The 15,942-nt window shown below is 74.9% G+C and carries 3 protein-coding genes; all 3 read left to right on the plus strand.

All coding sequences use genetic code 11. The features are described from left to right. Positions 1-32 precede the first annotated feature (32 nt). From FJK98_RS05425 to FJK98_RS05435, 3 genes are read left to right on the plus strand one after another with little or no spacing between them, the layout of a single operon-like run. Positions 33-1,904 carry a condensation domain-containing protein gene (locus FJK98_RS05425; RefSeq protein ID WP_145918048.1) on the plus strand — a complete coding sequence of 624 codons (1,872 nt, stop codon included), beginning with the start codon at positions 33-35 and terminating at the stop codon, positions 1,902-1,904. Then, entirely contained in the window at positions 1,793-8,122 is a 6,330-nt protein-coding gene (locus tag FJK98_RS05430; RefSeq protein WP_145918049.1) for a non-ribosomal peptide synthetase, read from the plus strand. Before FJK98_RS05425 ends, FJK98_RS05430 begins: the two co-directional genes overlap by 112 nt. Continuing rightward, a complete protein-coding gene (locus tag FJK98_RS05435; RefSeq protein WP_145918050.1) occupies positions 8,119-15,885 on the plus strand; it encodes a non-ribosomal peptide synthetase in 7,767 nt (2,588 codons plus the stop codon). The genes FJK98_RS05430 and FJK98_RS05435 overlap by 4 nt, the downstream gene beginning before the upstream one ends. Positions 15,886-15,942 lie beyond the last annotated feature (57 nt).

Raw genomic sequence — 15,942 nt, forward strand, 5'->3', positions numbered from 1 at the left:
AGCAGGTGCACCTTCTGTCAGGAGAGTTTCGTATGGCTGAGGACAATCGGCGCTGGCCGTTGAGCAGCGAGCAGCAGCGGCTGTGGTTCCTCGACCGGCTGACGCCGGCGAGTGCCGCGTACCACGTCCCGGTCTCGTGGTGGTTGCGGGTCGACGTGCCGCTGCCGGCGGTCGTCGCCACCGTCGGCCGCCTGCTGGCCCGGCACGACGCGTTGTTCCTGGCCTTCGACGAGGTCGACGGCGAGCCCGTGCAGCGGCTGGTGTCCACCCGCGAGGTTCCCCTGACGGTCCACGACCTCACCGACCACCCCGCCGCCGAGCGCGACGCGCGGACCGCCGAGGTGGTCCGGGAGGTGTCCCGCGCCCCGTTCGACCTGCGCGTCGGGCCCCTGGTCCGGGCGGCCGTCTTCGCGGTCGACGGCCAGGTGCGGCTGCTCCACCTGACCTTCCACCACATCGCCGTCGACGGTCTCTCCCTGGAGATCATCGAACGCGAACTCGCCGCCGGCCTGAGCGACGCCGCCGGCCTCGCCGACGCCGCCGGGCCGTGGGATGCCGTCGGGGCCGGTGCCAGCGGCGGGCCGGAGGACGCCGCCGGGTCGGCTGTGCCGGCCTACGTCGAGCACTGCCTCCGGCAGCAGCGGTGGTTGGCCGGACCGCAGGCGCAGCGGGAACTCGACAGCCGCGTCGAGCAGTTGCGGGGCGCGCCGGAGCTGCTCGAACTCGGGCGGGACCGCAACCGGCCCCGGGACTTCAGCTACCGCGGTGCGACCCTGCGGTTCACCGTGCCGCCGCAGCTCCGCGACCGGGTGCGGGAGCTGGCCGGACGGCACGGGGTCACGCCGTACGTGGTGCTGCTGGCGGCCTTCACCGTCTTCCTGCACCGGCAGACCGGTCAGACCGACGTGGTAGTCGGTTCGCCGGTCGCCGGTCGGGGGGACAGCCGGTTCCTGGACGTGGTCGGGTTGTTCGCCGGCACGATGGTGTCCCGCACCGACCTGAGCGGCGAACCGTCGTTCGGCACCGTCGTGGCGCGTACCCAGGAGTCGGTGCTGGCCGCCCTGGAACACCTGGACGTGCCGTTCGACCACCTGGTCAACCGGCTGGTGCCGCAGCGGGTGCCGAGCCACGGCCCGCTCGTGCAGGTGCTGTTCGCGTTCCACGAGAACGGGCCGGGTGCGGTCGGCGGGTCGTTCCTGAGCCGCGAGTTCGTGCCGACGGACACCGCGAAGCTGGACCTCACGTTCACCGTCTACGACGTCGCCGGCCGGTACGACGTCGAGATCGAGTACTGCACGGACCTGTTCCTGCCCGCCACGGTCGAGCATTTCTTCCGGCACTGGTCGAGCCTGCTGGGCGGCGCGCTCGACCGGCCCGACCTGGCGATCGGGCAGCTCGCGGCGATGGACGACGCCGAACGCGCGCTGGTGCGGTCCTGGACCACACCGTCGCCGGTGGACCTTCCCGCCGGGGATTTGGTGCATGAGTTGGTGGGGCGGTGGGTGGTGGGTTCGCCGGGTGCGGTGGCGGTGGTGTGTGGGGAGGTGGTGTTGACGTATGGGGAGTTGGGGGTGTTGTCGGATCGGGTGGCGGGGTTGTTGCGGGGGTTGGGTGTGGGTGGTGGTGGGTTGGTGGGGGTGTGTGTGGGGCGGTCGGTGGATGCGGTGGTGTGGTGTTTGGGGGTGTTGAAGGTGGGTGCGGCGTATGTGCCGTTGGATGTTGATTATCCGGTGGAGCGGTTGTCGTTGATGTTGGTGGATTCGGGTGTGCCGGTGGTGTTGGGTGGTCCGGGGTGGCGGGGCGGTTGCCGTCGGGTGGGTGGCGGGTGGTGGAGGTGGACGCCGAGGGGTCGGCGGTGGGGGAGCCGGCCCCGGTGGACGGGGCGTCGGCGTCGTCGGTGGTGACGGGGGACAGTGCGGCGTACGTGATCTACACGTCGGGCTCGACCGGCCGGCCCAAGGGCGTCACGGTGACCCACCGCAACGCCGCCCGGTTGTTCGCCTCGGCGGCCCGGGACTTCCGCTTCGGCCCGGACGACGTCTGGTCGATGTTCCACAGCATGTCGTTCGACGTCAGCGTCTGGGAGATCTGGGGCGCGTTGAGCACCGGGGGCCGGCTGGTCGTGGTGCCCTACTGGGTCTCCCGCAGCCCCGACGACCTGTACGCGCTGGTCCGGGACGCGCAGGTGACCGTGTTCAGCCAGACGCCGTCGGCGTTCGTCCAGTTCGAGGCCGTTGACGCGCGCCTGCGCGACCCGCTGCGGCTGCGCTACGTCATCTTCGCCGGTGAGGCGCTGGAACGCGGCTCGGTGCGCCGGTGGACGCAACGGCACGGCGCGGACCGCCCCCGGCTGGTCAACATGTACGGGATCACCGAGACCACCGTGCACGACACCTACCGCGAGATCGTGCCGGACGACCTGGACCGGGCGCTCACCCAGATCGGCCGGCCGCTGGCGGACCTGGCGATCCACGTCCTGGACCGGTACCTGCGGCCCTGCCCGGTCGGCGTCACCGGGGAGATGTACGTCGGCGGTCCGGGGGTGGCCCGGGGCTACCTCGGCCAACCCGGCCTGACCGCGGGACGCTTCGTGGCGGACCCGGTCGGCGCCGAGCCGGGCGCCCGCCTCTACCGCAGCGGCGACCTGGCCCGGTGGCGTCCGGACGGGACCCTGGAGTACGCGGGCCGCGCCGACAGCCAGGTCAAGATCCGCGGCTTCCGGGTGGAGCTGACCGAGATCGAGGCGACCGCCCACCAGTTCCCCGGCGTCACCGGCGCGGCGGTCACCATCCGCCCCGACGACGCCGGGGCCCCGCAGCTCATCGCGTACGTGTCGGGGGAGGCCGGGGCGGCGGTGCCGGTCGCGGACCTGCGGCAGTGGCTGGCGGACCGGCTGCCGGACTACATGGTGCCGGCGCGGTTCGTGGAGCTGGCGGCGATCCCGCTGACGCCGAGCGGCAAGACCGACCACCGGCGGCTGCCCGACCCGGACGAGGCCCGCCCCGCCGGCAGCGGTGACTACGTGGCGCCGCAGGGGCCGGTCGAGCGGCGGCTCGCCGAGATCTGGGTCGAGGCGCTCGGCCCGGTCCAGGTGGGCCGGCACGACAACTTCTTCCACCTGGGCGGCGACTCGATCCGCAGCATCCGGGTGCTCGGCGCGGCCCGCGCCAGCGGCATCTCCTTCGCGTTGCAGGAGCTGTTCCACCGGCCGACGGTCGCCGAACTCGCCACCGTCTGCACGGTCGTCGACCTGCCCGACGCCCCGGTACGTCGACCGTTCGAGCTGGTCGCCGCCGCCGACCGGGCGCACCTGCCGGACGGTCTCGTCGACGCGTACCCGATGACGGCGTTGCAGGTGGGCATGGTCTACGAGATGACCCGTGACCTGGAGCGGCTGCCGTACCACAACGTCGACAGCATGAAGGTGCGGGCACCGTTCGAGGCGGACGCCTTCACCCGGGCGGTCGCCCACGTCGTACGCCGGCACCCGATCCTGCGGACGGCGCTGTCGTTGACCGACCACAGCGAGCCGCTGCAACTCGTGCACGCCGAGGCGGTGCTGCCGGTCGGCGTCGACGACCTGCGTGACCTCGACGAGGCGGCGCAGGACGAGATCGTCCGGTCCTACCTGGAACACCAGCGGGTCAGCCCGTTCGACCACGACCGCCCGCCGCTGCTGCGGATGCACGTGCACCGCCGCTCCGACGAGGTGTTCCAGTGGACGCTGACCGAGCACCACGCCGTGTTCGACGGCTGGAGCCTGCACTCCACCCTCAGCGAGATCATGCGGGTCTACCAGGGCCTGCGCGACGGCGTGGAGCCGACCGACCCGCCGTTGGCCGCGCAGTACCGCGACTTCGTCGAGCTGGAACGCGCCGCGCTGACGTCGGCGGAGACCGAGCAGTTCTGGCGTGACCGGCTGGCCGACCCGCCGGACACCCGGCTGCTGCGCTGGCCCGACGGGCCGGTGCCGGAGCTGCCCGTCGAGGCCCGCTTCACGGGCGAGTGGTGGTACGCCACCGACGCCCGCCAACGGTACGGCTCGGTGGAGACGGTGCTCAGCCCGGAACTGTGCACGGCGCTGCGGGAGCTGGCCACCCGGTGCGGCGCCTCGCTGAAGACCCTCTTCGTCGCGGCCTGCCTGCGGACGGTCGGCTACGCCACCGGCACGACGGACGTCCTGGTCGGGGTGACCGCCAACGGCCGCCCCGAGGAGCGCGGCGGCGACGACGTCCGTGGGCTGTTCCTCAACACGCTGCCGTTCCGGCTGGTGCTGCCGGACGGCCGGTGGACCGACCTGATCGCCGAGGTCTTCGCGGCCGAGCGGGACATGTTGCCGCACCGCCGCTTCCCGATGGCCGAGATGCAACGCCGGCTCGGCATGGACCAGCCGGTCAACGTCAACTTCGTCTACAACCACTTCCACGTGATGGCCGAGATGCTGTCCGACCGGGGCACCGAGATCCTCGACGGCAAGATCGGCAGCTTCTCCACCGTCCGCGCCGAGCCGACGAACTTCCCGCTCAACATCGGGGTCGTCCGGGACCCGGTCTCCGACCGGGTGCTGCTGGCGATGGACTTCCACACCGACGCGGTCCGGGCCGAGCAGGTCCGGCTGCTGCGCGACTGGTTCGTGGCCGCCCTCTGGGACATGGTGACCACCCCGGACCGCCACTACCTGCGCGAACCGCTGACGGTCGCCGCGCCGTCGACCACCCCGGCCCCGTCGGCCGTGGACCTGACGGCGACGGGCCCGTCGCCGTCGGACCTGGTGGCGTGGGCGGACCCGGCGGCGTCTGACCCGGTCGGGGCGGACCCGGGTGCCGGGGAGCTGGTGCATGAGTTGGTGGGGCGGTGGGTGGTGGGTTCGCCGGGTGCGGTGGCGGTGGTGTGTGGGGAGGTGGTGTTGACGTATGGGGAGTTGGGGGTGTTGTCGGATCGGGTGGCGGGGTTGTTGCGGGGGTTGGGTGTGGGTGGTGGTGGGTTGGTGGGGGTGTGTGTGGGGCGGTCGGTGGATGCGGTGGTGTGGTGTTTGGGGGTGTTGAAGGTGGGTGCGGCGTATGTGCCGTTGGATGTTGATTATCCGGTGGAGCGGTTGTCGTTGATGTTGGTGGATTCGGGTGTGTCGGTGGTGTTGGGTGGTCCGGGGGTGGCGGGGCGGTTGCCGTCGGGCCGGTGGCGGGTGGTGGAGATCGGCCCGGACGGTCCGGAGGTGCCCGGCCCGGGGGTGGTCGGGGAGGTGGTGGACGGGGAGGCGGTGACGGGGGACAGTGCGGCGTATGTGATCTACACGTCGGGCTCGACCGGCCGGCCCAAGGGCGTCACCGTCCCGCACTCTGCGGTCACCCGGCTGCTGCACTGGGGGCGGGACTTCCTGCGCGCCGGCCCCGACGACGTCTGGTCGATGTTCCACAGCATGTCGTTCGACTTCTCCGTCTGGGAGATCTGGGGCGCGTTGAGCACCGGCGGCCGGCTGGTCGTGGTGCCCTACTGGGTCTCCCGCAACCCGGAGGACTTCCACCGGCTGGTGACCGGGGCCGGGGTGACCGTGCTCAACCAGACCCCCTCCTCCTTCGCCCAGTTCGAGGAGGTGGACTCCCGGTCGGACCGGCCGCACGCGCTGCGCTGGGTGATCTTCGGCGGCGAGGCGCTGGAACACGCGTCGGTGCGCCGCTGGGCCGCGCGGCACGGCTGGGACCGTCCCCACCTGGTGAACATGTACGGGATCACCGAGACCACCGTGCACGTCACCGCCCGTACCCTCGGGCCGGACGACGTCGGGGACGGTCTGAGCCGGATCGGCCGCGAGGTGGCCGGGCTGACCGCCCACGTCCTCGACCCGATGCTGGTCCCCGTCCCGATCGGCGCGGTCGGCGAACTGTACGTCGGCGGTGCGCGGCTGGCCCGGGGGTACGCCGGCCGGCCGGCGCTGACCGCCGAGCGGTTCGTCGCCGACCCGTACGGCAGCCGGCCCGGCGGTCGGCTGTACCGCACCGGTGACCGGGTGCGGCTGCGCCCCGACGGCGACCTGGAGTACGCCGGCCGGGTCGACAACATGGTCAACATCCGGGGCTTCCGGGTCGAGCCCGGCGAGATCGAGGGCACCCTCGCCCGGCACCCGGCGGTCGGCGCGGCCGTGGTGACCGCCCGCACCGACGGGCCCGGACGGGTCACCCTGGTCGGCTACGTCACGCCGGCCGGCACCGCCACCCTCACCGCCGCCGAGGTACGCGAGTGGCTGCGCCACCAGCTTCCCGAGTACCTGCTGCCGGCCCGGCTCATGGTGCTCGACGCGCTGCCGCTGACACCCACCGGGAAGGTCGACCGGGCGGCGCTGCCGGAACCCGACCTCGACGGCGCGGTCACCGGCCCGGCCGCCCGGACCCCGGCCGAACGCATCCTCTGCGACCTCTTCGCCGAACTGCTCGGCGTGCCCGAGGTCGGCATCGACGGCAGCTTCTTCGGCCTCGGCGGCGACAGCATCATGTCCATCCAGCTGGTCAGCCGGGCCCGCCGCGCCGGCCTGCACCTCAAGCCGAAGGACGTCTACCAGCAGCGCACCGTCCGCGCCCTGGCCGCCGTGGCGACCACCGTGGACGAGCGGACCGTCGAACGCCCGGACGACGCGACCGGCGTGGTGCCGGTGACGCCGATCCTGGCCTGGGCCCGGGAGGAACTGGGCGGCCCACTGGACGCGTTCAGCCAGTCGATGCTGGTCCGGGTGCCCGCCGGGACGACCGTCGACCAGGTGCGGCAGGCGTTGCAGGCGCTGCTCGACCACCACCCCGCGCTGCGGATGCGGGCCCGCGTCGGGGACGGGCCGTGGGAGCTGGACATCCCGCCCGCCGGGGCGGTACGCGCCGAGGACTGCCTGCACACCGTCGACCTGACCGACGCCACCCCGGCCGGACGCGCGACGATCCTCGCTGACCAGGCACAGACCGCCCGGGACCGGCTGCGCCCCGCCGACGGGGTGCTCGTGCAGGCCGTCTGGTTCCCGGCCGGCCCGGAGACCGGCAACCGGCTGCTGCTGGTCGTCCACCACTTCGCCGTCGACGGGGTGTCGTGGCGCATCCTGCTCGCCGACCTCCGGGCCGCCTGCGCCGCGCTCGGCGACGGGAGACCGCCGACGTTGGAGCCGGCGGGCACGTCGCTGCGCGGCTGGGCGCGGCAGGTCGCGGCGCTGACCGACGGGCCGGTCCGCGAGGACGAACTGGCCGGCTGGACGCGGCTGCTGGACCGGCCGGCGACGCCGCTCGGCGACCGACCCCTCGACCCCCGGGTCGACGTCTTCGGCCGGCTGCGCAGCCTGTCCCGGAGCGCCTCGACGGACTGCACCTCCGCCGTGCTCACCACCGCCCCGGCCGCGTACCGCACCGGGGTGGACGAGATCCTGCTGACCGCGCTGGCCCTGGCGCTGCCGCCGTGGCTGGCCCGGCGGGGCCGGGGCGGCACCGACGGGGTGCTGGTCAACCTGGAGGGGCACGGCCGGGACGGCCTGGTGGCGGACGCCGACCTGTCCCGCACCGTCGGCTGGTTCACCCGCATCCACCCCGTCCGGCTCGACCCGGGCCCGGTCGACGGGGCGCAGGCCCGTTCCGGTGGCCCGGCGGTCAGCGCCACGGTGAAACGGATCAAGGAGCAGCTCCGCGCCCTGCCACCCGCCGGCGGGTACGGCGTACTGCGCTACCTCGACCCCCGCACCCGCCCGGTGCTGGCCGGGATGCCGGCCCCCCAGGTGGCCTTCAACTACCTGGGCCGGTTCCCCGCCGCCGCACCGGACGACTGGGGGCCGGCCGAGGAGGGCGCGGTGCTGCGGGGCGGGGCCGACCCCCGGCACCCCGTACCGCACGTGCTGGAGGTCGCCGCCGTCACCGTCGACGGCCCGGCCGGCCCGCACCTGCGGACCACCTGGTCGTGGCCGGCGGAGCTGCTGACCGAGACCGACGTGGCCGACCTCGCGGACGACTGGCACGCCGCCCTGGAGGCCGTGGTGGCCGGCGCGACGGCCCCCGCCGCCGGCGGTCCCACGCCGTCGGACCTGACGCTGGTCACGCTGAGCCAGGACGAGATCGACGACCTTGAGCAGGAACTGGCGGCGGAACAGGGAGCGGTGTCATGACCACGTCGAGCATCGAGGACATTCTGCCGCTGGCACCCCTACAGGCCGGCATGATGTTCCACTCCTGGCACCAGAGCAGCGGGCCGGAGGTGCAGACCGCGCAGCTGATCCTGGACCTGCACGGTCCACTGGACGCCGCCGCGCTGCGGGCGGCGACGGAGGCGCTGCTGCGCCGCTACCCCAACCTGCGGGCGAGTTTCCGGGAACGCCGCTCCGGCCCACCCGTGCAGGTGATCGTCCGCCGGCCGGAACTGTCCTGGACGGAGGCGGCGGTCGCGCCGGGGGAGGACCCGGACGCCGCCCTCGCCCGGCACACCGAGGCCGACCAGGGACGACGGTTCGACCTGCGTCGGGCCCCGCTGATCGGGTTCCGGCTGATCCGCGTCGACGGCCACCGGCACCGGCTGGTCGTCACCTACCACCACATCCTGCTCGACGGCTGGTCCACCGCCCTGCTGATCCGTGACCTGTGCGCCCTCTACGCGCAGGGCGACGTGCTGCCACCGGCCCCGTCGTACCGGGACTTCCTGGGCTGGCTGGCCGGGCGGGACCGGCCGGGCGCGGAGGCGGCCTGGCGGTCGGCGCTGGCGGACCTGGCCGGGCCCACCCTCGTCGCCCCGGCCGACCCGACCCGCGTCCCGGTCTGGCCCGGCGACCTGCCGGCCGAACTCGACCCGGCGGCCACGGCGGACCTGGTGGCGTTCGCCCGGCGGCACGACCTCACCGTCAACACCCTCGTGCAGGGCGCGTGGGCGCTGCTGATCGGCCAGCTCACCGGACGCGACGACGTGACGTTCGGCGCGGCGGTCTCCGGCCGGCCACCCGAGCTGCCCGGGTCCGAGAACATGGTCGGGCTGCTGATGAACGTGGTGCCGGTACGGGTCCGGCTGCGCCGCGACGAACCCCTGTCGGCGCTGCTGACCCGCCTCCAGCACGAGCAGGCGCAGCTCATCGAGCACCACCACCTGGGCCTGGCCGACATCCAGAAGGTGGCCGGGACCGGCGAGCTGTTCGACACCTGCGTGGCGTTCGAGAACTTCCCCGAGTCCGGTGAGCTGCGCTGCGGGCCGCTGCGGGTGGAGGCGGGCGCCGCCGACGCCGCCCACTACCCGCTGAGCCTCAACGCGGCGGCCGGCACCCGGCTGCGGATGCGGCTGTCGTACCGGCCCGACCTGTTCCCGGTGGGGTTCGCCCGGGGGCTGCTGCGCCGGTTTACCCGGCTGCTGACCGAACTGCCCACCCTGCTCGGGACGCGTACCGGCCGGCTCGACCTGCTCGACGTACCCGAGCGGCTCCGGCTGTCGACGCAGGGCCGCAACCCCGACCCGGTGCCGGTGGCGACCCTGCCGGCCCTGGTCGAGGCGTGGGCGGCCCGGACGCCCGACGCGGTCGCCGTCCGCTGCGGGGCGGACCGGCTGACGTACGGCGGGCTGAACGCGCGGGCGAACCGGCTCGCCCGCGCGCTGATCGCCCGGGGGATCGGCCCGGAGCAGCTCGTCGCGCTGGTCCTGCCGCGCGGGATGGACCTGGTCACCGCGATCCTCGCGGTGACCAAGGCGGGCGCCGGATACCTGCCGGTCGACCCGGAGTACCCGGGCCCGCGCGTCGCGCAGATGCTGGCCGACGCCGAGCCGGCCGGCGTGGTGTTCGCCGGGGCGGAGGCCGCGCCGACGGCCCGCGCCGCCGCCGAGGCCGCCGACCTGCCCCGGATCGACCTCGACGACCCGGCGCTGCTCGCCGAGCTGTCCGGCCACCCGGACCACGACCCCACCGACCGGGACCGCCGCACCCCGCTGCTGCCGACCCACCCCGCGTACGTGATCTTCACCTCCGGGTCCACCGGGCGGCCGAAGGGCGTCGTCGTCACCCACCAGGGCGTCAGCAGCCTCGCCGCCACCCAGGCCGACCGGCTCGGCGTGGACGGTCGGGCCCGCGTCCTCCAGTTCGCCTCACCCAGCTTCGACGCCTCGTTCTGGGAACTGTGCATGGCGTTGACCTCGGGCGCGGCCCTGGTCGTGCCGACCGAACGGCTGCTCGTCGGCGACCTGCTCGCCGACTTCGTCCGGGCCCACGGGATCACCCACGCGACGCTGCCACCGGCGGTGCTCACCCCGCTGGCCGCCCAACCGCTGCCCACCCTGCGCTCCCTGGTGCTCGCCGGCGAGGCGTGCCCCGCCGAACTGGTCACCCGCTGGGCGGAGGGCCGCCGCATGGTCAACGCGTACGGCCCGACGGAGACGACGGTCTGCGCCACCATGAGCGCCGACCTGCGGGCCGACCGGGCCGGGTCCGGGGCCGCCGTGCCCATCGGCCGCCCGGTCCGCAACTGCCAGGTGTACGTCCTCGACGACGCCCTGCGGCTGGTCCCCGCCGGGGTGGCCGGTGAGCTGTACGTCTCCGGCCGGGCCCTGGCCCGGGGCTACCTGCGCCGGCCGGGGCTGACCGCGACCCGGTTCCTGGCCGACCCGTACGCGGGGCCGGGGGAGCGGATGTACCGCACCGGTGACCTGGTGCGTTGGCATCCCGACGGCGAGCTGGAGTTCGTCGGCCGGGTGGACGACCAGGTGAAGGTGCGCGGCCACCGGATCGAACCGGGCGAGGTGGAGGCGGTGCTGACCCGGCACGACACGGTCGCCCAGGCGGCGGTGGTCGTCCGGGAGGTGGGCGCGGGTGGGCGGCAGCTCGTCGGCTACCTGGTGGGCCCGCCGGACGGCCCCGCCCCCGACCCGGCCACGGTCCGCGCCTTCGTCGCCGGACACCTGCCCGAGTACATGGTGCCGAACGTCCTGGTGCCGCTGGCCGCCCTGCCGCTGAACCGCAACGGCAAGGTCGACCGGGTGGCCCTGCCCGCACCCGACCAGGAGCCGACGACCGTCGCCGACCAGCCGGGCACCGCCACCGAGAAGCTGCTGTGCGACCTGTTCGCCGAGGTGCTGGGGGTGCCCACGGTCGGCGTCACGGACAGCTTCTTCGGCCTCGGCGGCGACAGCATCTCGTCGATCCAGCTGGTCAGCCGGGCGCAGAGCGAGGGGCTGGCCATCCGGCCCCGGGACGTCGTCGCGCACCCGACCGTCGCCCGGCTCGCCGCCGTCGCCGACCAGGCCGCCGACCGCAGCCGGGACGCCGCCGTCAGCCGTGTCGACGACGGGGTGGGCGAGTTCGAGCCGACGCCGATCATGGAGTGGCTGCGGGCGGCCGGTGGACCGGTCGACGGCTACTACCAGTCCATGGTGGTCCGGGTCCCCGCCGACCTCACCGAACCGGATCTCCGCGCCGCCCTCCAGGCGGTGCTCGACCGGCACGACACGCTGCGGATGCGGCTGGACCGGCCGTCCTGCCCCGACGGCCCGTGGCGGCTGGACGTGGCGACGCCGGGCAGCGTACCGGCCGCGTCGGTGCTGACCCGGGTACCCGTCGACCCGGACACGCCGGAGCCGGACCGTCGCCGGATCGTCGCCGACCACGCGGCGGCGGCCCAGGCCCGGCTCGCGCCGGGCGCGCGGATGATGCTCCAGGCCGTCTGGTTCGACGCCGGGCCCCGGCACCGGGGCCGGCTGCTGCTGGCCGCCCACCACCTCGCCGTCGACGCGACGTCCTGGCGGATCCTGCTGCCCGACCTGGCCGCCGCGTGGGCGGCCGTGTCCGCCGGTGGACGGCCCGAGCTGGCCCCGGTCACCACCTCGTACCGGCGCTGGTCGGCGCTGCTGGGGGAGGAGGCGACCCGACCGGCCCGCAGCGCCGAACTGGACCTGTGGCGCGGGATGCTGGCCGCGCCCTCACCGCCGGTCGGTACCCGCGCCCTGGACCCGGCCCGGGACACCGCCCGGACCGCCCGCTCGCTGGCGCAGACCGTCCCGGTGGAGCTGTCGGCGGCGCTGCTGCGCCGGGTGCCGGACGCGCTGCACGCCGGGGTGGACGAGGTGCTGCTGGCCGCGCTGACCGTCGCGGTCGCGTCGGGCCGGCCGGGCGGGCTGCTGGTCGACGTCGAGAGCCACGGCCGGGAGCCGCTGGCCGACCACGTCGACGTCGCCCGTACCGTCGGCTGGTTCACCAGCCTGTACCCGGTGCGGCTGGACCCGGGGGCGGTGGACTGGGCGCAGGTGTGGGCCGCCGGGCCCGCCGTCGGCACCGTCGTGCGGCGGGTCAAGGAGCAGCTCCGCGCGGTGCCCGACCACGGCATCGGGTACGGGCTGCTGCGCTACCTGAACCTCGCCACCGGCCCCGAACTCGCCGGCCTGGGCCGCCCGCAGCTCGGCTTCAACTACCTGGGCCGGCTCGGCGGCGGCACGTCCGAGGCGGACTGGACCCCCGTACCGCAGGACGCCCTCGGCGGTGACGTCGACGCGGACATGCCGCTGCCGCACGCGGTGTCGCTGAACGCCGTCACCGTGGACCTCGCCGACGGTCCGCAGCTGCGCGCCACCTGGACCTGGGCCGGTGACGCCGTGCCCGAGGCCCGGGTCCGCGAGCTGGCCGACCGGTGGCTGCGGGCGCTGCGGGTGCTGGCGGACAGCACCGCGACCCCGGCGGCGGGCCGGATTCCCTCCGACTTCCCGCTGGTCACCATCGGGCAGGGGGAGCTGGACACGATCGGGGCCGAGCACCCCCGGCTGACCGACCTGCTGCCGCTGGCCCCGTTGCAGGAGGGCATCCTCTACCACGCCACGTACGCCGGGACCGGCGCGGACGTCTACACCGCCCAGCTGACCCTGGAGCTGACCGGCCGGCTGGACCCGGCGGCCCTGCGTCGGGCCGCCCGGGACCTGCTGACCCGGCACCCGCACCTGGGCGCGGCGTTCCGGCAGCGGCTCACCGGCCCCCCGGTGCAGGTGATCGGCGACGGCGTCGAGCTGCCCTGGCAGGAGGTCGACCTGTCGGCGCTGCCCGCCCCGCAGGCGCAGGCCGAGGCCGCCCGCATCGCCGACACAGAACGGCGTCGACGGTTCGACCCGGCCCGGCCGCCGCTGCTGCGGTTCAGCCTGGTCCGCCTGGGTGCCGAGCGGTACCGCCTCGACTTCACCCATCACCACATCCTGCTCGACGGCTGGTCGCTGTCGTTGGTCGTCCGCGACCTGATCGCGCTCTACGAGCACCACCGGGGGGCCGCCGCCCCGCCGCCCCCGGTGCCGTTCCGCACCTATCTGGACTGGGTGGCCCGGCAGGACCGGCCGGCAGCCGAGGCGGCGTGGCGGACGGCGCTGGCCGGGCTGGCCGAACCGACCCTGCTGACCGGGCCGGGCGCCGCCCACCCGACGGCGCTGCCCCGTGACCTCGACGTCGAGCTGGACGAGGGGCTGACGGCGGCGCTGACCGCCCTGGCCCGGGAGCGGGGCGTCACGGTGAACACCGTGCTCCAGGCCGCCTGGGGGGTGCTGCTCGGTTACCTGACCGGGCGCGACGACGTCGTGTTCGGGATGCCGGTGGCGGGCCGCCCGCCGGAGCTGTCCGGCGTCGCGACGATGGTCGGGCTGTTCCTCAACACGCTGCCGGTACGGGTGCGGACCACCCCCGGGGAGGCGTTCGGCGACCTGCTGACCCGGCTGCACGGCGAGCAGTCCGCGCTGGTGCCGCACCAGTACCTGGGGCTGGGCGCGGTGCAGCGGCTCGCCGGCACCCCCGGCACCCTCTTCGACACCCTGTACGTCTTCGAGAACTACCCGGTCGCGCTGGACGGCGCCCCGGCCCTGGGCGAGGCCCGGATCACCGACGTGCAGGGCCGCGACGCCACCCACTACCCGCTCGCCGTGGTGGTGCTCCCCGGGGTCCGGATGCGGGTCCGCCTCAGCCACCAGCCGGACCTGGTCTCCCCGGCGACCGCCGACGCGGTGCTGGAACGGTTGCGGGCGCTGCTGGGGGCGGTCGTCGCCGACCCGGGCATCCCGGTGGCCCGGCTGTCCCCGCTCACCGGGGCGGACCGGCGGCTGCTCGCCGAGGCCAACGACACGACCGTCGCGCCGGCCCGGACCGACGCGGGCACCCTGGTCGGCCGGTTCGAGGCGCAGGTGCGACGCACCCCGGACGCGGTCGCCGTGCACGACGGCGACGAGGAGCTGAGCTACGCCGACCTGGACGCCGCCGCCAACCGGCTGGCCCACCTGCTGATCGGGCGCGGCGTCGGCCCGGAGCGGGTGGTGGCCGTCGCGCTGCCCCGCTCCACGGCCAGCCTGGTGGCGATCCTCGCCACGGTCAAGGCGGGTGCCGCGTACCTGCCGGTGGACCCGGAGTACCCGGCCGCGCGGCGGGCCCTGATGGTCAGCGACAGCGGGGCCGACTGCGTGCTGACGACCGGGGACACTCTCGGACGGCTGGTCGCCGCGGGCTGCCCCGCCGACCGCTGCCTCGACGTCGACGCCCCGGCCGTGGGGGAACTGCTCGCCCGGCAACCGGCGACCGCCCCCACCGACCGGGACCGGTCCACGCCGCTGCGCGTCGCCCACCCCGCCTACGTCATCTACACCTCCGGCTCGACCGGCCGGCCCAAGGGCGTCGTCGTGCCGCACGCCGGCATCGTCAACCGGCTGGACTGGATGCAGGACCGGTACCGGCTGACCGCCGCCGACCGGGTCCTGCACAAGACGAGCCTCAGCTTCGACGTGTCGGTGTGGGAGATGTTCTGGCCGCTGTCCACCGGCGCGGCGGTCGTCGTCGCCGACGCGGACGACCAGCGGGACCCGACCCGGCTGGCCCGGCTGATCGACCGGCAGCGGGTCACCACCGCCCACTTCGTACCGTCGGTGCTCGCCGCCTTCCTGGCCGAGCCGGTCGCCGCGCACTGCGCCGGCCTGCGCCGGGTGATCTGCAGCGGCGAGGCGCTGGACCCGGAACTGGCCCACCGGTTCCACACCACCTGCGGCGCGGAGCTGCACAACCTGTACGGGCCCACCGAGGCGTCCGTGGACGTCACCCACTGGCCGGTGCCGGCGGGCAGCCGGCCGGCGTACGTGCCGATCGGGCGGCCCATCTGGAACACCCGGGTGCACGTGCTGGACGGCTTCCTGCGACCGGTGCCCCCGGGGGTGGTGGGCGACCTCTACCTGACCGGCGTCGGCCTGGCCCGGGGCTACCTGGACCGCCCCGGGCTGACCGCCGAGCGGTTCCTGGCCGACCCGTTCGGCGGGCCCGGGGAGCGGATGTACCGCACCGGGGACCGGGCGGCCTGGGACCCGGCCGGCCAGGTGGTCTTCCACGGGCGCGACGACCAGCAGGTCAAGGTGCGGGGCTTCCGCGTCGAACTGGGCGAGATCGACGCGGCGTTGGCCCGCTGCGCCGGGGTGCTGGCGGCGGCGACGGCGGTCCGCGAGGACGTGCCGGGCATCCGCCGGATCGTCGGGTACGTGGTGCCGACGCCGACCGACCCGTTCGATCCGGTCCGGTTGCGCGACGAGCTGGCCGCGAGCCTGCCGGCGCACCAGGTGCCGGCGGCGTTCGTCGCGCTCGACGCGCTGCCGCTCGGGCCGACCGGCAAGCTCGACCGGGCGGCCCTGCCCGCGCCACCGGTGCCCACGGCCGACCCGGTGGCCGCCGCGCCGGTCGACGGGCTGCCGGCCCGGCTGTGCGAGCTGTTCAGCGAGGTGCTGGGGGTGCCGGCGGGGGTCGACGACGACTTCTTCGACCTGGGCGGGGACTCGTTGACCGCGATGCGGCTGGTGCACGGCGTCGAGGCGGCGCTCGGCGTCGAGCTGGAGGTCGTGGAGCTGATGTCGCACCCCACCCCCGCCCGGCTGGCCGCGCGTCTGCCCGAACCGGTGCCGGCCGCCGACTGACCCGGCCGCCCTCCTACCGACCAGCGGCCGTCCGTCGGCCGACCACCCCTGCGAACG

This window comes from Micromonospora sp. HM134 (assembly GCF_007833915.1).
Classification (GTDB): domain Bacteria; phylum Actinomycetota; class Actinomycetes; order Mycobacteriales; family Micromonosporaceae; genus Micromonospora; species Micromonospora wenchangensis.

Coding starts and splice junctions, on each gene's coding strand:
- FJK98_RS05425 (WP_145918048.1), top strand. CDS start 33: ATGGCTGAGGACAATCGGCGCTGGCCGTTGAGCAGCGAGCAGCAGCGG.
- FJK98_RS05435 (WP_145918050.1), top strand. CDS start 8,119: ATGACCACGTCGAGCATCGAGGACATTCTGCCGCTGGCACCCCTACAG.